The sequence below is a fragment of the Devosia sp. LjRoot16 genome, assembly GCF_964252795.1.
Taxonomy (GTDB): Bacteria; Pseudomonadota; Alphaproteobacteria; order Rhizobiales; family Devosiaceae; genus Devosia_A.
In genome coordinates this window covers 1,979,845-2,001,812 of sequence record NZ_CAXUPH020000001.1, presented here as the reverse complement: position 1 = coordinate 2,001,812, position 21,968 = coordinate 1,979,845, and the positions used below count along the sequence as shown (strand labels likewise).

The following is a 21,968-nucleotide window of genomic DNA, read 5'->3' as shown; positions in this document are numbered from 1 at the left end:
TTGCGATGTTCTCACTCATGCGCGGCAGTATCCCCGACGCCGGCAACGACCCACTCGACGCCATCAGCAAAGCCGCGGCGCTCGGTGCCGGCGAAATCACCTTCTACAGCCTGTTCGAACTGAGCCCGACGCTCGACCCCGCGGTGCTGCGTGAACTCAAGGCCGAAGCCGGCAGCCTCGGCATCGCTATCGCCGCGAGCCTCGACTGGCTCAACCCACTGCGGCTCGACCGCCACGGCCGCGAGCTGCAGCTGGGCGACGGCGATCTCGCCCCCGGCGTCCAGCGGCTGCTAGAGGTTGGCGCCTCGCTCGGCATGCGCGAGATGTTCTTCACCATTGGCACGCTTGAAGACCGTGCCAACAACTGGCGCGCCCAGCTCGACGCCGTCGCGACGCTGCTCGCCGATCTCAAGCCGGTACTGGCCGATCTCGGCATGCGCGCATTGGTGAAAACTCACGAGGAAATCACCTCCTACGAGTGCCTGGACCTAGTCGAACGCGTCGGCCCCGACACCCTCGGCATCTCCTGTGACCCCGCCAACATGCTGGTCCGCCTCGAACACCCCCTCGCCGCCGCCCGCCGCCTCGCCCCGCACATCACCCAGGTGCACATCGACGACGCCACCCTGAGCTTCGAGGGCGACACTGATCTCCGCCGCCACCTCGCCCCGGTCGGCGAGGGCATCATCGACTGGCCAAGCCTCCTCGCCCTGCTCCCGGCCGCCAAGCCGCTGATCGAACTGCATCGCGGCCAATTCGCCATCCCAGCCTTCGACCAGGAATGGCTAGCCGACCAACCCTACATCCTACTCCCCGAATACGCCGCGCTGGTGCAGTCGGCCCGCTTCACGCGCGAGCAGCTGCCGATCGACCAGAACGACATCACCCTGCGGCTGCCGGCGGCGCTAGAGATGGTGAGGTTGTGAGATGCTGATTGAGACCTCGAGCGAGACGGGGGCTCCGCGCAATAACCATTGAATTGGATGCGACGAAGTCGTCCGCTCCGCCCTCCGCGGGCAAGAGCGCTTGGGGACATCGAGCTAGTCGGTCATTCCCTTCTTCGGCTCGCCACTGCCCGGACCCAATCTGTGAGCTCTCTGTCCGCCCCAAGCGCATTCGCCGCATCGATCCAATCCGTTTCCAAGGCACAATCCGATGTGCGCGGAACCTGGGTTGAATCGATGAGAGCATCGAGGGCTTCATTCACCGCGTCTACTGACCTTGTCTTGATAGCTTGGCGCATCAAGTTGCCAGCAGCAAAGTTCACATAGACTCTCTCACTCACTGCCTGGGCAAGTGCTGCGGTGGCACAGGCGAGCCCCTCCAAGGGTTTTCCGACATCGGACAGCGTCCCAGAAAGCGACATGAGAGAGAGAATATCCTGAAACTCCTCATGGCGGGCGACAGCTATGCGCTCCGCCGCACTCAGGCAGCCCTGCAGCAGACACTCTGTAACGGCCCCACCGTAGAGCGTGGACCGCAATATGGGATCCTCGGTTTGAGCCAGCATGTCGATCAAAAGGAAGGCGCTCTCTGGAGCATCCACGCCAAAAACCGAAACGACTTTCTCTCGAAACTTGGCGACATGTCGCAACAAATTCCTAACTTCGGTTCTGTCCAAGCCGATTTCCTCACTATTTTGGACGTTTGAGCGGCTGCCATTCATCGACGTCAATGTCACCCTGTGTTGGTAGTGCGGGCAAGACACACGAGGAAATTACCTCCTACGAGTGCCTGGGGAGCAGGTCGAACGCGCCGACGCCCTCGGCGTCTCCTGCGACACGGCCAACATGCTTGGTCGTCTCGGAGCCCCATCGCCGCCGCCCGCCGCCTCGCCCCCTCACGTCACCCAAGTGCACATAGACGACGCCACCCTGAGCTTCGAAGGCGACACTGCGGGGTTAGCCGCCATCTCACAAGAGATCGAGCGCGTCATCCGGGGGCGGAAGGACGAACGCCTCGAAAAGCTCTTTGTTCGTAGCGGCTGAATGGAGCCTGGCGACGGTAGTCGCCATGACTTTCGGGTCCTCAAGGTCCATATTCTGCTGGCTATGGTCCGACTCCAGGTAGCCGATGATTAGCTTTCGCAAATCATCGGTGCTGTACGGAATCGGGTGTGAAAATCGGACCGAGATCCGCACTAGCCCGAACATAAGGTCCAGAATAATCCGCGGAAATTTCTTGTTCACCGGGCCGATTCTATCGATGCCGTCGATTCGTCGGACTACGCCGTCACGCTCCATGACGAGCGATCCAACATTTCGCTTCAGCACCGATGCACGTGGGCCTTGTGCCTGTTCAAACGCCCACGTGCTGACCGGGAACACTTGCCGGTCTGTTACGGAGAAAAGCAGCACTGTGTAGTGCCCAGCAACTGCATCCATTTTCACCTCGTCCATAGCTTTATCTGTGCGTGCCGTGCCTGCCGCCGGCAAGGCGCCATCGACCGCACTCCACGATTGGCTTCGCCGAAGCGTCCACTCCAGCGCTCAGACACGGCAGCCTCTCATTCTGCGCTCTCCGAAGGGCGTAGTTGACGTCGCCGCGGATTCCAGCTGTACTCAGTTCACTATCCAAACTGTGAGTTCATCTGGTGAATTCCTTAGACGATCGCTACGCCATTCGATCCGTGGACCGGGCCATCGACATTCTCGCCGCGGTGGCCGGGAAGAACGGCCTGCTGACCGTCGACGGCATCGTTACCGAGACCGGTCTGCCCAAGAGCACGGTGTTCCGCATCCTCGCGACGCTGACGGCGCGGCGGCTCTTGGATCGCGATGAGCAGAGCCAGACCTATCGGCTCGGCATGCTGTCGCTGGTGATCGGCGCGCGCGCCATGGGCGAGCTCGATCTTCGCCGCTCGGCCCGGCCGCATCTCGAGAGCCTTGTGGCCAGCACGGGGGAGACCGTGCATCTCTCGATCCTCAGCGAGGACAATGCGCTCTGCGTCGACAAGCTCGATGCCTCGCGCTCGATGCGCATGGCGAGCTTCATCGGCTTCCTCGATCCGCTGCATTGCAGCGGCGTCGGCAAGGCGCTGCTCGCCTTCCAGGACGAACCGGTGCGCCAGCAGCTGATGGCGCGCATGCGCTTCGAGCCGCACACCCCGCACACCATCACCGACCCCAAACGGCTCGCCGAACAGATCGTCGAGATCCGGGCGCGTGGCTATGCCATCGACGACGAGGAAATCGAGCAGGGGCTGCGCTGCGTCGCGGCGCCGATCCGCGACCATTCCGGCGCCGTCGTCGCCGCCGTCAGCATTTCCGGCCCCACCACCCGCGTCACCCAGGATGGCCTCGGCGACCTCGCCAGGGCTGTCGAGGCTTGTGCGCTCGCCATCTCCGAAGAACTCGGCGCCCCCGAGCATTTCGCCGTTCCAAGGGAACGGTGAAATGCCCAGACCCTTGATTTGTCACGCTTTCGAACCGGAAAAGTCTGCAACTTTTCCTGAAAGCGCTCCCCAAAAGGTCACGTCTCCATGATCATCGACGTCCACTCGCACACCCCGCAGTTCCGCCACGCCGTGCCGCCGGAAAACCGCCGCCTGCACCACACCTGGCGGCCCGATCGCTCGGTCGATTCCGTCTATAGCTGGAACGATTTCCTCGAAGCGCAGCAGCCGGCCGACAAGTCGATCGTCTTCGGCGTCGCCTGGGCGCCGGGCGAGATCACCGGCGGGGTCAACGGCTTCAACGAGCCAGGCGACGTGGCCGTGGGCGTCAATGACGCCACCTCGGCCTTTGCGCTGGCGCATCCCGATCGCCTCATCGGCTTCATGTCGGTGCATCCGCACGACCCCAAGGCACTCGAGGAGATCGAGCGCTCGCGCACCGACCTCGGCCTCAAGGGCATCAAGATGGGCGCCAACTACCAGGTGTTCGAGCCGCTGGAGAGCCGGGCGCTGGCCATCTATCGCGAGGCCGAACGGCACGGGCTGCCGATTCTCTTCCACATCGGCACCTCGCCGGTCAGGACCGCCCCGATCAAGTACGCCCACCCGCTGGTGGTCGACGAAATCGCCATGCGCTACCCGAACCTCAAGATCATCATGGCCCATATGGGCCACCCCTGGACGGTCGATACCGCGGTGGTGATCCGCAAGCACCCCAATGTCTATGCCGACGTCTCGGGCCTCTTGTACCGGCCCTACACCTTCTACGAGGGAATGATCAAAGCCACCGAGTGGAATGTGCTCGATAAGCTCCTGTTCGCTTCGGACTACCCGATCACCACCCCGGCCGAGACGCTGCATGCGTTGCGCACGGTCAACGCCATCGTCGAAGGCACGGCGCTGCCGCGCGTTCCCGCCGACAAGATCGAACAGATCATCCACCGCGACAGCCTCACGCTGCTCGGCCTTTCCTAAGACCGGTACTCCTATGCATATCGAGAAATCCAAGAGCATCACCGAACGCGCCACCAAGGTCATTCCCGGCGGCGTCAACTCCGCGACCCGTCGGCTGAGCCAGCCCTATGCCTGGGAATGGGCCGAGGGCGCCTATATCCGCGACGTCGACGGCAACACCTATCTCGACTATCACGCGGCCTTCGGCCCGATCGTCCTCGGCCACAACGACCCCACGGTGAACGCCGCCGTCGCCAAGGCGCTGACCGGTCCAGACATGGTCGGGGTCGGCATCACCGAGCAGGAAATCATGCTCGCCGAAAAGGTGGTGCAGCACGTGCCCTCCGCCGAGATGGCGCTCGCCTTCTCCTCGGGCTCGGAAGCCACCTACATGGCGGTGCGGCTGGCGCGCGGCGTCACCGGCCGTGAGAAGCTGATCAAGTTCCAGGGCACCTTCCACGGCTGGCACGACTACCTGCTGATGAATATCGCGAGCCCTGCCGACAAGATCGGGAAGAAAGATCCGGGCAGCGCCGGCCAGCTCGCCGACGCCATCGACAACACCATCATCGTGCCGTTCAACGACCTCGCCGCCACCGAACAGGCGATCCTCGACCACCCAGGCCAGATCGCCGCCATCTTCATGGAAGCGATCCCGCACAATATCGGCTGCGTGCTGCCACGGCAGGATTTCGTCGAGGGGTTGCGCCGGCTCTGCGATCAGCATGGCATCGTCTTGGTGTTCGACGAGGTGATCACCGGCTTCCGCCATGGGCTCGGCGGCTACCAGTCGGTGCTCGGGGTGAAACCCGATATCAGCACCTTCGCCAAGGCCATCGCCAATGGCTATCCCTGCGCCATCATCGCCGGCAAGCGTGAACTGATGCTGCAGTTCTCGACCGCGCCGGGCGGCAAGGTATTCGTCGGCGGCACCTACAACGGCCATCCGGTCGGCTCGGCCGCGGCGCTGGCCACCATCGCGGCGCTCGAGGACGGCACCATCTACGAGCGCACCTTCCGGCTCGGTGATCGGATGCGCGCCGGCCTCGCCGAAATCGCCGCACGGCTCGGCATCGAGATGGTGTCGGCGGGCTTCGGCTCGGTGTTCACCCCTTATTTCATGAGCGGCAAGGTCGAGCGCTACGAGGATCTCCTCGCCAACGACACGGCCCGCGATGTCGGCTTCCGCCAGGGCATGTGTGAGCGCGGCATCTTCATGCTGCCCATGCCGATCAAGCGCAACCACATCAGCGCCGCGCATACCGATGCCGATATCGACCGGACGCTCGAAACCGCTGAAATCGTTATGAAAACTCTGCGCTGAGCTCAAACTTTTCATATGCGAAAAGTCGTATTGATATATGATTGCAGCCGTCATAACGTTGCGATCTGACGACAGGCAGCGAGGCAACAGGGAAGCGCCTCGCCTGCCGATCGGTTGGGCCACATGGCTCGGCCGAGAATGTCGAGAGCGGGTCCGTTGGGCCGGACCCGGAGGCCTGCAGCCTTGGCTGCGGGAGAACAAGCGTCGTCCGCGACGTGTTGTCGGTTCAGTTCGTCAAGGAGGGAAAGCTATGACGACCAATAACGCCACCCGGGGCTTCGGTTCGCTGAACCGCCGCTCCTTCCTCAAGGCCGGCGGCGCATCGGCGCTGGCCGCCAGCCTCCTGCCGGGTCTGCTGACCGGCACCGCCAAAGCCGCTTACTCGGGCACGCTCGATATGCTGGCCTGGGATTTCCAGCCCGACACCATCAAATCGCTGGTCGGCGAATGGACCGCGGCGGGCAACCCCGCGGTCAATGTCGCGGTGATCCCGAACCTCGGTTACACCCCGGCGCTGCAGACCCGTCTGCGCGGCGGCGACAAGATCGACCTCTATTACAACTTCGCCTACAACTCGCAGAAGTTCGTCAACGAGGGCTGGGCCAAGACGCTGAACGGCCTGCCCGGCGTCGACGATATGATCGCCGACATGTTCGAGAGCGCCCGCGGCCGCCACGTCAATGCCGCTGGCGACATCATCAGCGCCCCGTATTTCTCGGCCGTGCACATGCTGCACTACAACGAGAAGTTCCTCGCCGATGCCGGCCTTGCCGTGCCGACGACGCTGAAGGAAATCTACGACGCCTCGAAATCGCTGCAGTCGACCGTCGCCTCGCCCTACGTCGCCTACTGGGTGAAGGAATTCTGCGAGGAATACCTCCACACCTACCTGCTCAACGAAGAGATCACCGCCTTCGACGATGCCGGCCAGCCGGTGTTCGCCGATGACCCCAAGACCGTCGGGGTGTTCGAGTGGTGGCAGACCATGTACCAGGAAGGGCTCGCCCCCAAGTCGCTGCTGACCGACGATCCGGGCAAGCTGAGCAACGAGATGGCGCAGGGCAACGCCGCCTTCTACGTGCTGCACCACTATTTCCTGACCTCGATCCGCTCGCTCGAAGGCCCGCAATCGGCCAACGTCAAGACGGCTCCATCAGGCCCGTCGACGCTGCAGATCGGCGAAGTGCTGCAGATGGGCCAGTCTGACAGCGATGACGAGCGTCTCGCGACCTGGGACCTGATGAAGTACTACGGCTGGAAGGACACCGACGGTAAGTTCAAGGTGTTCAACCAGTGGGCCAAGGCCGCCGGCCTTGCCGCCCCCTATGCCGGGTTCTTCACCGACCCCGAAGTGGTCGCTTCGTTCCCCGACTATTACGATCTCGCTTTGCTGTCCGACACCTTCGCCACCAAGTCGAACGTCGTGCCGGCCCGCACGCTGCCCTGGTACCCGGATTTCCAGGCCAAGGTCGGCGACATCGTCCATGCCCTGCTGCTCGGCCAGGCCACCCCGGCGAAAACCGTCGAGGACCTGACCGCCGCCGCCAAGGGCGCCCAGGGCGGCCGGACCCTCTGATCCAGTTCGAACCCTGCCATCGCCCCCTCCGGGGCGGTGGCGCACCGATCCACCGCGAGACCGTGGCGGGTTGAATAGTCATGACCAAGCAACAGGACGCAGGAGCCCATGGCAGGAGCAGCTGACCTACTCGGACCGAAGGCCGATCGCGCATTCGGGCTGAAGCTCGTGGCGCCGGCGATGATCATCCTGATCGTGCTGCTGGCCCTGCCGACTCTGCTTACCCTGGTCTACAGCCTCCACGATGTGCCCGCGAGCGGCTCGAGCTTCGGGCCGTTCGTCGGACTCGAGAACTTCACCATCATCTTCTTGAGCCCGGTGTTCTGGCGTTCGGCGCAGGTGACGCTGACCTTCTCGGTCGGCTTCGTCATCCTCTCGACAGTGATCGGCCTCGCCATGGCGATGCTGCTCAACCAGCGCTTCATCGGCCGCGGGCTGGCGCGCGCGCTGCTGATCATTCCGTGGGCGACGCCCTGGCTGGTCATCGGCATCCTGTGGAAATGGTTTGCCGATGGCAGCGTCGGCGGGCTCAACGCCGTGCTGATGATGCTGGGGTTGACCAGCGACTATCACCCGTTCCTGTCCGACCCGAACACCGCGCTGCCGATCACCGTGCTCGCCGCGGTGTGGCGGCAGGCGAGCTTTGCCGGCATCCTGCTGCTCGCCGGCCTCCAGACCCTGCCCGAGGAGCTGAACGAAGCGGCCCAGCTCGACGGCGCCAACTGGTGGCAGCGCTTCAGCAACATCACCCTGCCCTGGCTGCGGCCGGTGCTGATCACCGTCACCGTGTTCAATGTGATCTATGCCTTCCTGCAGTTCGATGTGGTCTTTGCCATGACGCAGGGCGGGCCCGGCGACACCACGCAGGTGCTCAGCATCCTGATTTACCGGCAGCTGTTCGTGAACACCAATATCGGGCTCGGTTCGGCGCTCGCCGTCATCCTCGGCGTCGTCGCGCTGATCGGCGGCCTGACCATCGTCCGGCTGTTCTATCGCAGGGAGATGCACTGATGGCGTCCTCCGCCTTCGAGCGCGGCCGGCGCCGCAGCCTCGCCACCAGCGTCGCCATCTACCTGGGCGTGCTGGTCTTCGCCATCTGGATCCTGCTGCCGGTCTGGTACCTGGTGGTCTCGAGCCTGATCACCCCGTCGCAGCTGGGTGTCAAACCCTTCCCGCTGGTGCCCTCCAGCGTCACGCTCGACAACTATATGGCGGTGCTGTTCGGCAATACCGGCGGCAAGGGTATCGGCAGCACCGATATGGGCACCCGGCTGGTGCCGACGATCGGCCAGAGCCTCCTCGTCAGCTCGATCCTCGTGGTGTTGAACCTCTGCATCGCCGGCGCCGCCGCCTATGGGCTGTCGCGCTATCCGTTCCGCGGCGCCCGGGTGTTCGAACTGTCGGTGATCGCCACGCGCATCGTGCCGGCCATCGCCATCATCGGCCCATTCTTCGTGGCCTTCCGCGTCATCGGCGTGCTCAACACCCCGTGGGCGCTGGTCATCAGCTACAACGTCTTCACCCTGCCTCTCGCCATCATGATCCTCAAAAACTACTTCGATCAGTTGCCGCGCGAGATCGAGGAGGCGGCCAAGATCGATGGCGCCACCCGGCTCCAGACGCTGTGGATCATCATCGTGCCGATCGCCCGGCCGGGCCTCGTCGCGGCGGGCGTGCTGATCTTCCTCGAAGCCTGGAGCGAGTTCTTCTACGCTCTCGTGCTCACCAACCAGCTGACCGTGCCGCCGCTGCTCGCCGGCTTCCAGTCGGTGCAGCAGTTCAACTGGAACGCGCTGGCCGCGGCCACCGTCATGTCGATGCTGCCGCCGACCGTACTGGTGCTGATCTTCCAGCGTCACGTCGTCGGCGCTCTCACCGCCGGGGTGGGCAAATGAGTTCAACCATCAAGGCCGCCGTGCTCAGCGCCGGCGCCTGGTCGCAGTCGAGCCACCTGCCGGCGCTCACCGCCGACCCGCGCGTCGAGCTGGTGGCGCTCTCGAGCCCCAATGCCGAAATGGCGGCAAGCCTCGGGGCGCAATTCGGTGCCCCGCACTTTGCCGACTGGCGCGAAGCTCTGGCGCTCGGCCCCGACATCGTCGTCGTCTCGAGCCCACCCGTCGCCCACGAGGAACAGGTGATCGCGGCGCTCGAAGCGGGCGCCCACGTGCTGGTCGAAAAGCCTTTCGCGCTGAGCGCCGCGCCGGCCCGCCGGATGCGCGATACGGCCGAGCGGCTGAACAAGGCGCTGCTCGTCGGCTTCGGCTGGCCCGCAGCGCCGATCTTTGCGCTGAGCCGCAAGCTGATCGAGGCCGGCGAGATCGGCCAGGTCGAACACCTGACCATGCATCTCGCGGTCAACACCCGGGCCCTGCTCTCGGGCAGCACCGATGGCGGCTGGGGTGGCAAGGCGAGTTCGAACACCGCGACCTATACCGACAAGGCGATCTCCGCCGGCGGCTCGGCCGCAGTGACCATGTCGCACCAGCTCGGCATGGTCGAATGGCTGGTGGGCGAACCGATCGTCGCGCTCAACGCCAGCACCTTTCCGCCAAAGAGCGATATCGACCTGCATACGAGCGTCAATGCCGAGTTCGCCGGCGGCGGTTCGGCCGCACTGAGCTCGGCTTCCACTCACCCCTACCTGGCGCGGCCGCAATGGCATTTCGCGCTCTATGGCCGGAACGGCCAGCTCTGGGCCGACTCGGTGGCCGACACGCTTCGCCTCGTGCGGGCCAGCGGCGAGGTGGTCGAGTATCAGGCCCCCGAAGCTTCCGGCCTCTACGATCCCGGCGCCCCGACCAAGGCCCTGATCGCCTGCGCCTTCGGCGCCCCGGCCCCGGCGGGCCTCACGGCGCGGCTCGCGGCCCACGTGGTCGCGGTAACCGACGCCATCTATCTCAGCGCCAAGACCAACCAGAAACTGCAGATCGAGACCCTATGAGCACCTCCACCCTGTTTACCGGCGGCCTCGTCGTCGACGGCCTCGGCAATGCGCCGGTGCGCGCAGATGTGCTGGTGATCGGCGATCGCATCGCCGGCATCTTCAAGGGCGCCCGTCGTCCGGAGGCCGATCGGATCGTCGAAATCGACGGCCTCTGCATCGCACCCGGCTTCATCGACATGCATACCCATTCCGACCTGCAGGTGCTGGTGAACCCCGATCACACGTCGAAGCTCAGCCAGGGCGTCACCACCGAAGTGCTCGGCCAGGATGGCCTCAGCTATGCCCCGATCGACGATGCGACGCTCATCGAGATGCGCAGCCAGATCAAGGGCTGGAACGACGACCCGCCGGGCTTCGACTGGAACTGGCGCAGCGTTGCCGAATACCTGAAGCGCCTCGACGGCAATGTCGCGGTCAACTGCGCCTACCTCGTGCCGCATGGGAACCTCCGAATGCTGGTGATGGGCAACGCAGCGCGGCTCGCCACCCCTGACGAGCTGGAGCAGATGAAGGCGCTGCTGCGCACCGCGCTCGAGGAAGGCGGCGTCGGCCTCTCGACTGGCCTCACCTATGTGCCGGCAATGTATTCCGATACCGACGAACTGGTGGCGCTGTGTGAGGTGGTGGCCGAATATGGCGGCTTCTACTGCCCGCACCACCGCAATTACGGCACCGACGCGCTGGGCGGCTATGGCGAGTGCTTCGAGATCGCCCGGCGCTCCGGCGTGGCGCTGCACCTCGCCCATACCCACCTGAGCTTCGAGGCCAACAAGGGCAAGCTGCCGCAGCTGCTCAAGATGTTCGACGACGCCATCGCCGACGGCGTCGATCTGAGTTTCGACGCCTATCCCTACCTCGCCGGCATGACCACGCTGCTGTCGCAGCTGCCCAGCTGGGCGCTGTCGGGCAGCGGCGACGAGCAGATGGCGCGGCTCAGGGATCCGGAGACCCGCAAGCGCATCATCGAGGCGCTCGACGTCATCGGCTCGGATGGCCACCAGGGCCTCACTGTCAACTGGTCGAGCGTTTACCTCGCCGGCCTGCCCGGTGCGCCCGAGATGGAATGGATGATGGAGGGCAACCTCGCCGACGCGGCGCGCAAGCTCAACACCTCGCCGGCCGAGCTGGCCCTCGACGTGCTGATCGCCACCGAGCGCGCCGCCCCTTGTGTGTTCTTCATCGGCATCGAGGAGCATGTCCGCACCCTGATGCAGCGCGAGGAACACACCGTCGGCAGCGACGGTATCCTGGTTGGCGACCGCCCTCACCCCCGCTCCTGGGGCACCTTCCCGCGCATGCTCGAAACCTATGTGCGTGACGAGAAGGTGCTGACGCTGGAGGAGTGCGTGCGCCACATGACCAGCTCGGCGGCCAACCGGCTGCGGCTGATGGATCGCGGCCGCATCGCCGCCGGCGCCAAGGCCGATCTCGTCGTCTTCGACAAGGATACGGTCAAAGCCAACGCCACCTACGAGCATCCGCGCCAGGCGGCGACCGGCATCGTGCATGTCGTGGTCAACGGCCAGTTCGCCGTCGAGAACAATCGCGTCACCGGCCATCGCGCCGGCCGCACGCTGACGCTGGGAGCCTGAGCATGGCCGCAACCGCAATCTCCATCGCCCACGACGCCGAAGGCCCGAGCTGGGCCGACCTGCCAGTCTCGACCCCCGGCCTGGTGCTCGATCTCGCCGTGCTCGATGGCAATCTCGACGAGATGGCGGCCATCGCCCGCTCGGCCAAGGTCGAACTCTTCCCGCATGCCAAGACCCATCGCATGGCCGAGATCGGCCTCCGCCAGGTGGCGCACGGCGCCGATGGCCTCTGCGTCGCCAAGCTCGGCGAAGCGGAAGCCTTCGCCGCCGCCGGGGTGAAGCGGCTGTTCGTCGCCAACCCGATCGTCGGGGCCGACAAGGCCGAACGCGCCCTCGCTTTGTCGCGCCACGTCGACCTGACACTCGCCACCGACAGCGAAGCCGCCGCCGCCAGCATCGGCGCGGTGTTCGCCGCCGCCGGCGCCACGGCGCGGATGATGCTGGCGATCGACTCCGGGCTCGGCCGCGAAGGCGTCGCTGCCGACCAGGCCGCCGCTGTGGCGGCCGCCGTCCACGCCCTGCCGGGCGTCGAGCTCGTCGGCATCTATACCCACGAAGGCACCACCTATGGCGCCAAGGACCACCCGGATCTCGCGAGCCGCGCCAAGGCCGCCGGGGCGTTCATGGTCGGCGTCGCCGAGACGATCCGGGGTCGCGGCGTGCCGCTGCCGATCGTCTCGCTCGGCGCCTCCGCTTCGGCGCGCGAAGTGGCGCATGTACCCGGCGTCACCCAGATCCGCCCCGGCATTTATGCCTTCAACGATGTCGGCCAGATCGCGCTCGGCAATGCCAGCCTCGAGACCACCGCCATCCGTGTCATCGCCACCGTGGTCAGCCATCCCGACCCCGAGCGCGCCTGTATCGACGCCGGTTCGAAATCGCTGAGCACCGACCTCGTGCCGGCCTCGGCGCATCGCGACGCCTTTCCCGGCATGGGGCTGATCGTCAACGCCCCCGGCTGGGTGATCGAGCGGATGTCGGAAGAACATGGCTGGCTGCGCTGGCATGGCCAGGGCGCGCCGATGCCGCTACCAGTAGGGACACGGTTGGAGATCGTGCCGAACCATGTCTGCATGGCCTTCGCCATGCTGCGCCGCGCCAGTGTGGTCGAGAACGGCCAGGTCGTGGCGCATTGGGACGGCTTCGGTCCCGGCGCATCCGAGTAGGTCTTGTTTTGGGGGGAACGATGTCGGAGTTCAAACTGGCCGAGGGGCAGTCGCTGCTGGTCGCCTCGCGCGGCATATTCGAACTGCATGGGCTGACCCGCTGGGTGCAGCAGGATGGCAAGTGGCAGGGCAAGACCCTGGCCCGCGTCAACCAGCTCTCGAGCCTGACGCGTCATCCCACCCTGCCGGTGGTCTACGGCACCTCGCGGGTCGGCATGGAGGGCGATATTCATGCCTGGCGCATCGAGGGCGACACGGCGATTACCCTCGGCGAGAAATCGAGCGAGGGCGCCGAGCCCTGCCACCTCGTCGTTGACCCGAGCGGCCGGCTGCTGATCGTCACCAACTACACCACCAGCACGCTGGGCCTGCAGCGCCTCGCTACCGATGGCAGTTTCGAGGGACCGATCGCGCAGCTGAAACTCAGCGGCGGCGGTCCCGAGCTCGAGCGGCAGGACGACGCCCACCCGCACCAGGCCTTCTTCATCGGCGCGACGCTGGTGGTGATCGACCTCGGCGCCGACCTCATCCGTGAGTTCAGCCTCGACCTGTCGAAGCCCGGCGCCGACGCCCTGAGCCAAATGCGGGCGACGGCAGTCCCCGCCAACACCGGACCGCGGCACGCTGTCGTGCTGCCCGACGGGCGGCTGGCGGTCAGCGGCGAGCTCGGCTCCAACCTCGTGGTCGGCCGCCTCGGCGATCCCGCCACCAGCTGGGCCAATGTCAGGGCCACGCAGCAACCCGGCCCGGGCAAGACGCGCTGGAGCCGCAACTATCCCGGCGATATCCAGCGCGCGCTGGATGGCCGCCACGTCTACTTCGCCAACCGCAGCCTCGACACCATCTCGACCTTCGACGTCTCCGGCGCCACCCCGGTGCTGGTCGCCGAACGCGACAGCCAGACCCAATGGCCGCAGCATTTGCTGGTCACCGAAAGCCACGTGCTGGTCGCCGGTTGGGACTCCGGCGCGGTCAAGGCGCTGCCGCTCGCCAACGGGGTTCCGACCGGCGTTGAGCATCTGTTCGATTGTCCCGGCGCCGGCTGGCTGCTGCTCTGGGATTGAGCTGGCGATTCCTGTGCCCCGGCCCTCCCTCATGGTGGCGGGCCGAATGGCGCGGTGTTAGTGGACATCGGCGCCGAAACGAGCGAGCGGGGGGAGCATGGCAGCAGCTGAAGACGGTGCGCCCGCCGCCAAGGGATCGCGCAAGCGCCGGAAGCCCGTTCCTAAGGCAGAATACACCGCCCCGGCGCTGGAAAAGGGCCTCGATGTGCTCGAGCTGCTGGCGACGCTCACCGTGCCGGTCACCCCCAGCCAGATCGCCCAGCGCCTCGGCCGTTCGCTGTCGGAAGTCTATCGCATGGTGATGGCGCTCGAGCGCCGCGGCTACCTGATCCGGCCGCCCGGTGAAGAAGCTTTGGTGCTCTCCACCCAGCTCTATGGCCTTGCGACGCTGTTCCCGCCGTTCCGCCGGGTCGTCGATGCCGCCCAGCCGATCATGAACGCCCTGGCGCTCGAGACCTCGCAGGCCATCCACATGGCGGTGCTCGACGGGCTCAACCAGCGCATCATCGCCCAGGTCGATAGCCCCGCCCCCATTGCCATCCGGCTGCGCGTCGGCGCGGCCAGTCCGGCCATCCGCGGCACCTCGGGGCGCACCATCATCGCCTTCCAGCCCGCACCGGTGCAGGCCTGGATCATCGGCCAATCGGAGGCCTTGTTGCCGCCCGACCAGGCCAAACGCTACCGCAGCCGGGTCGCGACCATTGCCACGCGCGGCTATGAGCGGATCGAAGGCGAGATGGTGCAGGGGGTGACCGACCTGAGCTTTCCGATCATCAACACAGCCGGCATCTCGATCGCGGCGCTGACCATGCCGTTCCTCACCAGCCAGCAGATCATCGTCCCCTTCGACGATGCGGCGATCATGCTCTACCGCGCCGCGCGCAGGATCTCGCAGTCGATGGGCGGCGACCTGCCCGAACCGCATTTCCCGCTACCCCCGGACGTGCAATGAGCGAAACCAATCCCTTCGCCGCCGCTGATGCCGATCGCTTCGCCATCTGGGAAATGCTGGTCAAGCGCGACAGCGATTTCTTCCTCAGCAGCGACTGGTCGCTGGTTGCCACCGATTATGTCGAGTCCGGCTTTCTCGGCATCGATGCCGCGCTGTCGCTCGATCCGGCCGACTGGCGCCCGGCCTATGCGTCGGTTACCGCCTATCGCGATGCCGCCATCGCCGCCCGCTGGAACCCGGCCGAGTTCGCCGAGCCCCTGCGCGCCGCCTGGTTCCGCAGCCAATCGATCGACCGCATCGACATCAACGGCGACGCGGCGCTCGCGCATAAGCGCATCGATGGCCAGATCCGGCGCCAATCCGGGGACGCCATGGTCCTCGCCTGGCGCTCGGTATTTCACCTACGCCGCGAGCATGAGGCCTGGAAGATCGCCGGCTTTACCGGCTACCTGCCGCTGTAGCGGTACCAGCCCCCGGTGCACATATCCCGGGGTCAGCCGCGACCGGCGAAGATGTCCTTCTTGACGATCGCATGGACGCCCCAGTTGCCGTCAACGACCTGGGTGACGCCGAAATCGACGCCGATCGACATAAGCGACACCGCTTCGTCCTCGGTCAGCCCCTTGGTCGTCATCAGGAAGTGCCGCATCTTGCGGAACGCGTCGCGCAGCGCGAGGTCTACCGACGACTTCGAGTAGATGTCGCTCTGCGCCGAGGGGCCCAACTCCTCGAGGTAGTTGGCAAACGAGAAGCCGTGTACGAGCCAGTCGGTCTGGGTCTCCAGCATGGGATAGTTGAGCTCTTCCAGCGGGGTGCCGGCCAGGTCGGCCTTCTTGTGCAGGATAAACTGAAAGGTGCCGGTGAGGGAGCATTCGATCGCCGTGCCGCAGAGTTCGCTGTCGCCCTGGCTGGCATGGGGGTCGCCGACCGACATCATCGCGCCTTCGACGGCGACCGGGTAGTACATCGTCGCGCCCTTGCCGATGCGCCAGTTGTCGATGTTGCCGCCGGTATAGCTGGGCGGCACGGTGTCGACGAAATCGGCTTCGGCGGGAGCCAGGCCAAGCGTGCCGAAATGCGGGCGAACAGGCAGCCGAATGCCCTTCAGCACGTCGTAGTTGCGCGTCGTCAGCGCGTGGTCGACCGGCACGCCGGGATAGTCGATGGTGGTGTGGGTAACACCGAACGGATCGGTCTGCGGCACCCAGGGGAAATTATAGACCGCTTCTGCCCAGCTCTTGCTGCCGGTGACGTCCACTTCATAGATGGTGATCACCTCACGCTTCTTGCCCTCGAGCATGTCGTTGTAGTGGAAGCCCCAGTTCGCTGCGGCGTTCGAGCCATAGGACTTGCCCGCGAATTTCGGGTTGGCAGAAGGCCGCGGGGTGCAGTCGAGGATGCGGACCTCGAGGATGTCGCCCGGTTCGGCGTCGCGCACGAACACCGGGCCGGTGAGGATGTGGACGCCCATGCCTTCGCCCGAGCCCTTCTTGTAGACGGCCGGGTCGGTCGGGCCGGCGCCGCGACGGTCGACGCCCTTCTTGTCCTTGGTCCAGAGGTAGACGCTTTCGGCGCCTTCATCGCCCTCGACCATGCGCTCGAGATCGTCGCCCGCGTGGTGCGTCAGGGTCTCGATGGTCACGATGTCGCCCGAGTCGATCTCGACCTGCGGCTTCAGCGTCTTGCTGAAAAAGCCCCAATGCACTGTGTCGGCGGTAGCCGGGAGATAGTGGTAAGCGCGCTGCTGCGGCTGGCGGGCGGCAGAGGCCTGGGCCAGCGCCGGGGTGACCAGCGATATGCCCCCGCCGGCGCCGAGGGCGGCAAGGCCACCCGCCGCCAGGAAGCCACTCTTGAGGAAGCTGCGGCGCTCGACGTTGAGATCCTCCTTGAAGCTTCGATAGTGGGCCTCGAACTGAGGGCAGTTAACGTCATCGCCTTTGCACATGGGGTGTCCTTCGCCGGGGTTGCATCTACGCGCAACTATCCCGGTCAGGCCCGGCTCAGGCAATCGGGCGAAGAGGCTGTCCGGACCCCGGCTCGATCGGCTTCTGGCACTTCGTCGCTCTCTTTTTTTCAGCATTATCAACAAGGTACGTCTGAAGCAGTACTCCGAGCCGAACCTTGCCGGGCGCCTGCCTGACGGCCAAAAGGCAAGAGATTGTTCGTCTCACGGCAAAGACTGGCGGGGCGGCCGGGCTATGCTAAGCTCAGGGTTGGGAAGCTCTGATCGAGGTGGGTGCCGAAGCAGCGCCGCAGTCTGCGGCGCGTGAAGGGACACCATGAGCGCCGTCCGGTTCAGCGTCGAAACCGTGCCCCTCGACCGCCGCCGCGCCGCATGGCTGGAGCGGCTCGCGCAACTGGGGCTGCAGGCCAGCGGAGCCAGCGGCACTATCGCGGTTTCGCCCTCCAGCTCCGGTGCTCTGCTCGCCGATCTCGCCGGTGAAGCGCAGGCGCTCGAGAGTGTTGCGCACGGGCCTGGGGCGCCGATGCTCCTGCTGCTCGTCGGCAGAGGCAGGGCGCGGCTCACCGCCGGGCGAACCGCGCTCGAGCTGGCCGACGGAGACCTCGTCGCGCTCGAGATGAGCACAGCCTGGCAGATGCACTGGCGTACCGATTTCCGTGCCGTCTTGCTGCGACTGCAACGCGGGCCCCTGGCGGCGCGGCTGGGCCGCGTGCCGGTGCGGCTGCCGGTCGTGCTGGGCCGCACAGTGGCGGCCGCCGCGGCTCGGCCGCTGTTGCGGACGCTGGCCGCTGATATTGAGAATCTCGGCCAGGCCGATCTGGCCGCCGGCGAGATCGCGCTCACCGAACTGGTGGCAAGCGCTTTGCTCGGTGAGGCAAACGCCCCGGACGGCGGGCTGACCCAGGTGCAGGCGGCGCATTTCCGAAGAGTCTCGGCCGCGATCGACAGCCAGCTCACCAACGCCGATCTGGGGCTCACCGATATCGCCCGCCAGGAGGGGATGTCGGCACGCTACCTGCAGCGGCTGTTCGAAGGGCGGGGCGAGAATTTCTCCGACCATGTACGGCAGTTGCGGCTGCAGCGCTGCAAGGTGGACCTGCTCGATCCGAACCACGCACGCGAAAGCGTTGCCGCCATCGGCCAGCGCTGGGGTTTTCGGGATCAGGCGCATTTCAGCCGCGCCTTCAGCACGGCTTTCCGCATGACCCCCACGGAGATGCGCCGCGCCGCCGTGCCGGTCGATGACGGCTACTCCCAGCGTGGCAGGCCAACGACGCACCAGCCTGTACCGCCCGCGAAAACTCCGCCGGCCGGGCCGCAGGAGGCAACGAGGCCCGAGCCTGAGCCGTGGCCCGGCGATCGGCATCACCTGCCGGCGACCGCCGACACGGTACACTGGGGCTATGTCAGTCGCACGCTGCCGCCGGTGCTGCGGGTCGAGCCGGGAGCCACTGTCACGATCGAGACGCTCACCCAGCATTCCGGCGACGACTGGGATCGGATGGTGGCGGGGGATGCTGGCGCCGAAAGCGTCTTCGGCTGGACGAGTGAAGGCAAGAACATCGACCGGCGCGGAGCCGGACCGATGAACGCCTCGGTGTTCGGGCGCGGCGCGGGCGAAGGGTTCGGGGTGCATATCTGCACCGGCCCCATCTACGTGCGCGGGGCGGAGCCCGGCGACGTGATCGAGGTTGAAATCATCGACATCCGGCCCCGGCCCAGCGGCAATCCGCTGCACACCGGCAAGGCCTTCGCCTCGAACGCCTCGGCCTGGTGGGGCTACCAGTATGGTGATCTGCTCGACCGGGCGAAGCGCGAGACCGTCACCATCTTCGAGATCGATCTCGAGCGACCCCAGGAGGCTCGTCCGCTCTACAGCTACGTGTGGCAGCCGCAGGTCGATCCGTTCGGCGTCATGCACAAGACCATGGATTACCCCGGCGTGCCGGTCGATCACACTCTGGTCGAGCATCGCACCGTGCTCGAAGGTATCGCCATTCCGGCGCGCCTGCATTTCGGCTTCGTGGCGCTGGCGCCGCGGGAGTCCGAACTCGTCGATTCTATCCCGCCGAGCTATTTCGGCGGCAATATCGACAATTGGCGCGCCGGCAAGGGGTCCCGGATCTACCTGCCGGTATCGGTGGAGGGCGGCCTGCTCTCGATGGGCGACGGGCACTTCGCCCTGTCCGACGGCGAGATCAACGGCACTGGGCTTGAATGCTCGCTGACCGGTGACATCCGCATCCGCCTCCACAAGGCGGGAGCCGCCGACGCAGCGGCCTGCGTCACCGGGCTCAAGGCGCCGTTGATCGAGACCCCCGACAGTTGGGTGATCCAGAGTTTCAGCCACCTCAACTACCTGCGCGATCTCGGTCGCAATGCCCAGGCTGAGGTCTATCAGAAGTCGACCGTGGACCTGGCGCTGCGCAACGCCTTCCGGCAGACGCGCCGGTTCCTGATGGACGTCTACGGACTGAACGAAGACGAGGCGCTGACCATCATGTCGCTCGCCGTCGATTTCGGCGTGACCCAGGTCGCGGACGGCAACTTCGGCGTCCATGCCGTTATCGACAAGGCGATCTTCCGCGGTCGCAGCATGCGCTAGCCGGACCGAGCGAGTACGAAGCCGGCCCGCGTCAACCCGGCGCATACTGCGTCCGGCCAATGATGGGCACGCCCGGGCCAATCAACCCAAATTCGAAGCCGCCTCTTCCAAAGCCGACCCAACCGTGGTCTAAGCAACGCCATCCACAGGGGTGCTCCGTATTGCCGGGGCTGAGATGCGGCACGCCAAGTGCGCGGACCCTAAAGCTGATCTGGGTAATACCAGCGGAGCGAGGCGGGCGATGTTTTCTGGCGCACAGATTTCCCTTTATCCCATGACCGACGATTTCGTCGGCGTCATCCTCTCGGCACTCGGTGCGCTCGATCCCTATCGGGACCGGCTGCGCATCGAGACCGACGATATCTCGACCCTCCTGGTCGGGCCGCCGGAGGTGTTGTTTCCGGCCATGCGCGACCTCTTCGTCGCGGCGACGCAGGCCGGCAAGCATGTCACCTTCTCGGCCGCCATTTCACGCGGCTGTCCTGGCGAGCCCGATGAGGCGATCTGCAACACCAACGCCCTCGCCGATCCGCTCGAACCGCTGGCCGCCCGCCAAGCGGCCGCCCGTTCGGCGGTCGCCTCGGCAGCAGAGACCGGCCAATCCATCGCCGCCCAGTTCTCGCTTTACGTGATGGGCACCGGCCAGCACATGGACGAGATCTATGGCTGCATCGACTTCCTGAAGAGCTCAGGTGTGTTCGATCGCTCCAAGCACTTCTGCTCGGTGCTGCGCGGCGATGCCGGTCCGGTGTTTGCGACGCTGGCCGAAGCCTTCTGCCGGTTCGGGCCGCCCGAAGGACACGTCACCATCGACCTGACCGTTTCCGCGAACAGCCCGACCGCCCGCTAAGGCACGTCTGCTTTTCCTTCAAGGTCCATGTCGATGCCCTTCATCCGCCCGGTCGCGGCACGCGCCGCAACAGCCTTCAGCCGCCTGTGGCCTGCCCTGCTCTCGGTCGGCGGCCTGATCCTCCTCTGGGAGGCCTATGCCCAGTTTTCGGGGATCCCACCGACCACACTGCCCTCGCCCTCCCGGGTGCTGATGCAGGGCGCGCTGCAGTATCGGGCGCTGTGGGACAACACGCTCCCCACCGTTACCGCCACCCTCCTCGGCTTCGCCTGCTCGGTCTCGGCCGCCTTCGCCCTTTCGGTACTGATCGACTTCTTCCGTCCGCTGCGCCGCGCCCTGCTGCCGGTCTTTGTCATCAGCCAGACCCTGCCGATGATCGCCATCGCGCCGCTGGTGGTGCTGTGGTTCGGCTTCGGCCTCGCGCCCAAGATCATGCTGGTGGCGCTGGTCACCTTCTTTCCAATGCTGATCGCGCTGGTGCAGGGCTATGCCGCCACCGCCGACGAGATCGAGCAACTGGTGGCCTCGATGGGTGCGCCACGCTGGCGCATCTTCCTCATCGCCCGCCTGCCCTCGGCCCTGCCCTTCTTCTTCGCCGGCCTCAGGATCTCCATCACCTATGCCGTGGTCGGCGCGATCTTCTCCGAGTATGCCGGCGCGGCCAAAGGGCTTGGCATCTATATCCTCAACGCCAAGAACAACTTCCGCCCCGACCTCGTGCTGGCCGCCGTCACGGTCAGCGCCACCCTGACGCTGCTCCTGTTCGGAGCGACCGTATTGATCCAGCGCCTGTCGATGCCCTGGCTGCGCCTCTCCAGGAGCGAAAGCCCATGAGCGCCGCGCGCCTCGAACTGCGCGGCATCGCCAAGACTTTCGGCGATCTCCAGGTGTTGGGCGAGCTGTCCATCGCCGTTGGCAAAGGCGAATTCGTTTCCATTCTCGGCCCATCCGGTTCGGGTAAATCCACCATCTTCAAGCTGCTGACCGGGGCCCTGCGCCCCGACACCGGCGCCATGCTGTTCGATGGCGCCCCGCTTCAGCCCGACCACCGCCCTTTCGCCTTCATGCCGCAGCGCGACGCCCTGATGGATTGGCGGCGGATCATCGACAACACGACATTGGGCCTCGAGGTGCAGGGCATCGTGCGCAGGGCGGCGCGCCGGCGCGTGGCGCCACTGTTCGCCGAGTTCGGCCTTTCCGGCTTCGAGCAGCACTATCCTGCCCAGCTCTCCGGCGGCATGCGCCAGCGCGCGGCGCTGCTCCGTACCGTGGTGCAGGACAAGGACATGCTGCTGCTCGACGAGCCGTTCGGCGCGCTCGATGCTCTCACCCGCGCCGATATGCAACGCTGGCTCGAAACCATGTGGAGCCGCCACGGCTGGACCACCCTGCTCGTCACCCATGACGTGCGCGAAGCGGTGCTGCTGTCTGACCGCATCTATGTGCTGTCGGCCCGCCCTGGCCGCGTCATCGCTGAAGTTGCCGTGCCCCTGCCGCGCCCCCGTCGTACCGGCGCGGCGGTCGCCGCCATCGAGGCCGGCATCCTCGATCTGCTCCTCTCCGCCCCAACCCAAAGGACTTGAA

The 21,968-nt window shown here is 65.9% G+C and carries 20 protein-coding genes and 1 riboswitch; of the genes, 17 read left to right on the top strand and 3 right to left on the bottom strand.

The window, feature by feature from the left end:
* The first annotated feature begins 5 nt into the window (after positions 1-5).
* Entirely contained in the window at positions 6-926 is a 921-nt protein-coding gene (locus ACSQ23_RS09545) for a sugar phosphate isomerase/epimerase family protein (RefSeq protein ID WP_436090459.1), read from the top strand.
* 122 nt (positions 927-1,048) lie between these two features.
* Here ACSQ23_RS09545 and ACSQ23_RS09540 read toward each other — a convergent pair whose 3' ends face one another.
* Positions 1,049-1,621, bottom strand: coding sequence for a hypothetical protein (locus tag ACSQ23_RS09540; protein WP_436090458.1), 573 nt, complete (start codon positions 1,619-1,621; stop codon positions 1,049-1,051).
* A 292-nt stretch (positions 1,622-1,913) separates the two neighbouring features.
* On the bottom strand, positions 1,914-2,399 hold the full coding sequence (locus tag ACSQ23_RS09535) for a hypothetical protein (protein WP_436090457.1): 486 nt from the start codon (positions 2,397-2,399) through the stop codon (positions 1,914-1,916).
* A gap of 194 nt (positions 2,400-2,593) precedes the next feature.
* Between ACSQ23_RS09535 and ACSQ23_RS09530 the strand changes: the two genes are divergently transcribed.
* The 12 genes from ACSQ23_RS09530 (at position 2,594) to ACSQ23_RS09475 (ending at position 15,427) form a co-directional block, all read left to right on the top strand.
* Positions 2,594-3,394 carry an IclR family transcriptional regulator gene (locus ACSQ23_RS09530; RefSeq protein ID WP_436090456.1) on the top strand — a complete coding sequence of 267 codons (801 nt, stop codon included), beginning with the start codon at positions 2,594-2,596 and terminating at the stop codon, positions 3,392-3,394.
* 87 nt (positions 3,395-3,481) lie between these two features.
* The gene (locus ACSQ23_RS09525; protein WP_291309883.1) at positions 3,482-4,369 is read left to right on the top strand and encodes an amidohydrolase family protein; all 888 of its coding nucleotides are present in this window, start codon (positions 3,482-3,484) and stop codon (positions 4,367-4,369) included.
* Positions 4,370-4,382: 13 nt separating this feature from the next.
* Positions 4,383-5,672, top strand: a complete 1,290-nt coding sequence (locus ACSQ23_RS09520; protein WP_055875770.1) for an aspartate aminotransferase family protein — start codon at positions 4,383-4,385, stop codon at positions 5,670-5,672.
* Between the two features lie 250 nt (positions 5,673-5,922).
* Positions 5,923-7,248 (top strand): ABC transporter substrate-binding protein, encoded by a 1,326-nt coding sequence (locus tag ACSQ23_RS09515; protein ID WP_436090455.1) that lies wholly within the window; start codon positions 5,923-5,925, stop codon positions 7,246-7,248.
* 108 nt (positions 7,249-7,356) lie between these two features.
* A complete protein-coding gene (locus tag ACSQ23_RS09510; protein ID WP_436090454.1) occupies positions 7,357-8,259 on the top strand; it encodes a carbohydrate ABC transporter permease in 903 nt (300 codons plus the stop codon).
* A complete protein-coding gene (locus tag ACSQ23_RS09505; RefSeq protein ID WP_436090453.1) occupies positions 8,259-9,143 on the top strand; it encodes a carbohydrate ABC transporter permease in 885 nt (294 codons plus the stop codon). The genes ACSQ23_RS09510 and ACSQ23_RS09505 overlap by 1 nt, the downstream gene beginning before the upstream one ends.
* Positions 9,140-10,189 (top strand): Gfo/Idh/MocA family protein, encoded by a 1,050-nt coding sequence (locus ACSQ23_RS09500; RefSeq protein WP_436090452.1) that lies wholly within the window; start codon positions 9,140-9,142, stop codon positions 10,187-10,189. Before ACSQ23_RS09505 ends, ACSQ23_RS09500 begins: the two co-directional genes overlap by 4 nt.
* Positions 10,186-11,784, top strand: coding sequence for an N-acyl-D-amino-acid deacylase family protein (locus ACSQ23_RS09495; protein ID WP_436090451.1), 1,599 nt, complete (start codon positions 10,186-10,188; stop codon positions 11,782-11,784). The genes ACSQ23_RS09500 and ACSQ23_RS09495 overlap by 4 nt, the downstream gene beginning before the upstream one ends.
* Before the next feature lie 2 nt (positions 11,785-11,786).
* On the top strand, positions 11,787-12,950 hold the full coding sequence (locus ACSQ23_RS09490) for an alanine racemase (protein WP_436090450.1): 1,164 nt from the start codon (positions 11,787-11,789) through the stop codon (positions 12,948-12,950).
* A gap of 20 nt (positions 12,951-12,970) precedes the next feature.
* On the top strand, positions 12,971-14,014 hold the full coding sequence (locus ACSQ23_RS09485; protein ID WP_436090449.1) for a lactonase family protein: 1,044 nt from the start codon (positions 12,971-12,973) through the stop codon (positions 14,012-14,014).
* A 97-nt stretch (positions 14,015-14,111) separates the two neighbouring features.
* Positions 14,112-14,966 carry an IclR family transcriptional regulator gene (locus ACSQ23_RS09480; protein WP_436090448.1) on the top strand — a complete coding sequence of 285 codons (855 nt, stop codon included), beginning with the start codon at positions 14,112-14,114 and terminating at the stop codon, positions 14,964-14,966.
* Entirely contained in the window at positions 14,963-15,427 is a 465-nt protein-coding gene (locus ACSQ23_RS09475) for a hypothetical protein (RefSeq protein WP_436090447.1), read from the top strand. Before ACSQ23_RS09480 ends, ACSQ23_RS09475 begins: the two co-directional genes overlap by 4 nt.
* A 32-nt stretch (positions 15,428-15,459) precedes the next feature.
* Here the strand turns inward: ACSQ23_RS09475 and ACSQ23_RS09470 are convergent, their stop codons facing one another.
* Entirely contained in the window at positions 15,460-16,911 is a 1,452-nt protein-coding gene (locus tag ACSQ23_RS09470) for an acetamidase/formamidase family protein (protein ID WP_436090446.1), read from the bottom strand.
* A gap of 334 nt (positions 16,912-17,245) precedes the next feature.
* Between ACSQ23_RS09470 and ACSQ23_RS09465 the strand changes: the two genes are divergently transcribed.
* The 4 genes from ACSQ23_RS09465 to ACSQ23_RS09450 all read left to right on the top strand — a co-directional run bounded on the left by ACSQ23_RS09465 (position 17,246) and on the right by ACSQ23_RS09450 (position 21,967).
* Entirely contained in the window at positions 17,246-19,534 is a 2,289-nt protein-coding gene (locus ACSQ23_RS09465) for an acetamidase/formamidase family protein (RefSeq protein ID WP_436090445.1), read from the top strand.
* Positions 19,535-19,671: 137 nt separating this feature from the next.
* A riboswitch (TPP riboswitch) is annotated at positions 19,672-19,785 on the top strand.
* On the top strand, positions 19,776-20,384 hold the full coding sequence (locus ACSQ23_RS09460) for a YkoF family thiamine/hydroxymethylpyrimidine-binding protein (protein WP_436090444.1): 609 nt from the start codon (positions 19,776-19,778) through the stop codon (positions 20,382-20,384). It overlaps the preceding riboswitch by 10 nt.
* Positions 20,385-20,411: 27 nt before the next feature.
* Positions 20,412-21,218 carry an ABC transporter permease gene (locus ACSQ23_RS09455; protein ID WP_436090443.1) on the top strand — a complete coding sequence of 269 codons (807 nt, stop codon included), beginning with the start codon at positions 20,412-20,414 and terminating at the stop codon, positions 21,216-21,218.
* On the top strand, positions 21,215-21,967 hold the full coding sequence (locus ACSQ23_RS09450) for an ABC transporter ATP-binding protein (RefSeq protein WP_436090442.1): 753 nt from the start codon (positions 21,215-21,217) through the stop codon (positions 21,965-21,967). The genes ACSQ23_RS09455 and ACSQ23_RS09450 overlap by 4 nt, the downstream gene beginning before the upstream one ends.
* The last annotated feature ends 1 nt before the right edge of the window (position 21,968 follow it).

Bases quoted from the DNA above. Each gene is read 5' to 3' on its own strand.
- ACSQ23_RS09525 (WP_291309883.1), top strand. From the start codon at position 3,482: ATGATCATCGACGTCCACTCGCACACCCCGCAGTTCCGCCACGCCGTG.
- ACSQ23_RS09460 (WP_436090444.1), top strand. From the start codon at position 19,776: ATGTTTTCTGGCGCACAGATTTCCCTTTATCCCATGACCGACGATTTC.
- ACSQ23_RS09450 (WP_436090442.1), top strand. From the start codon at position 21,215: ATGAGCGCCGCGCGCCTCGAACTGCGCGGCATCGCCAAGACTTTCGGC.
- ACSQ23_RS09535 (WP_436090457.1), bottom strand. From the start codon at position 2,399: ATGGACGAGGTGAAAATGGATGCAGTTGCTGGGCACTACACAGTGCTG.
- ACSQ23_RS09455 (WP_436090443.1), top strand. From the start codon at position 20,412: ATGTCGATGCCCTTCATCCGCCCGGTCGCGGCACGCGCCGCAACAGCC.
- ACSQ23_RS09510 (WP_436090454.1), top strand. From the start codon at position 7,357: ATGGCAGGAGCAGCTGACCTACTCGGACCGAAGGCCGATCGCGCATTC.
- ACSQ23_RS09480 (WP_436090448.1), top strand. From the start codon at position 14,112: ATGGCAGCAGCTGAAGACGGTGCGCCCGCCGCCAAGGGATCGCGCAAG.
- ACSQ23_RS09490 (WP_436090450.1), top strand. From the start codon at position 11,787: ATGGCCGCAACCGCAATCTCCATCGCCCACGACGCCGAAGGCCCGAGC.
- ACSQ23_RS09495 (WP_436090451.1), top strand. From the start codon at position 10,186: ATGAGCACCTCCACCCTGTTTACCGGCGGCCTCGTCGTCGACGGCCTC.
- ACSQ23_RS09485 (WP_436090449.1), top strand. From the start codon at position 12,971: ATGTCGGAGTTCAAACTGGCCGAGGGGCAGTCGCTGCTGGTCGCCTCG.
- ACSQ23_RS09505 (WP_436090453.1), top strand. From the start codon at position 8,259: ATGGCGTCCTCCGCCTTCGAGCGCGGCCGGCGCCGCAGCCTCGCCACC.
- ACSQ23_RS09545 (WP_436090459.1), top strand. From the start codon at position 6: ATGTTCTCACTCATGCGCGGCAGTATCCCCGACGCCGGCAACGACCCA.
- ACSQ23_RS09500 (WP_436090452.1), top strand. From the start codon at position 9,140: ATGAGTTCAACCATCAAGGCCGCCGTGCTCAGCGCCGGCGCCTGGTCG.
- ACSQ23_RS09470 (WP_436090446.1), bottom strand. From the start codon at position 16,911: ATGTGCAAAGGCGATGACGTTAACTGCCCTCAGTTCGAGGCCCACTAT.
- ACSQ23_RS09515 (WP_436090455.1), top strand. From the start codon at position 5,923: ATGACGACCAATAACGCCACCCGGGGCTTCGGTTCGCTGAACCGCCGC.
- ACSQ23_RS09465 (WP_436090445.1), top strand. From the start codon at position 17,246: ATGAGCGCCGTCCGGTTCAGCGTCGAAACCGTGCCCCTCGACCGCCGC.
- ACSQ23_RS09475 (WP_436090447.1), top strand. From the start codon at position 14,963: ATGAGCGAAACCAATCCCTTCGCCGCCGCTGATGCCGATCGCTTCGCC.
- ACSQ23_RS09520 (WP_055875770.1), top strand. From the start codon at position 4,383: ATGCATATCGAGAAATCCAAGAGCATCACCGAACGCGCCACCAAGGTC.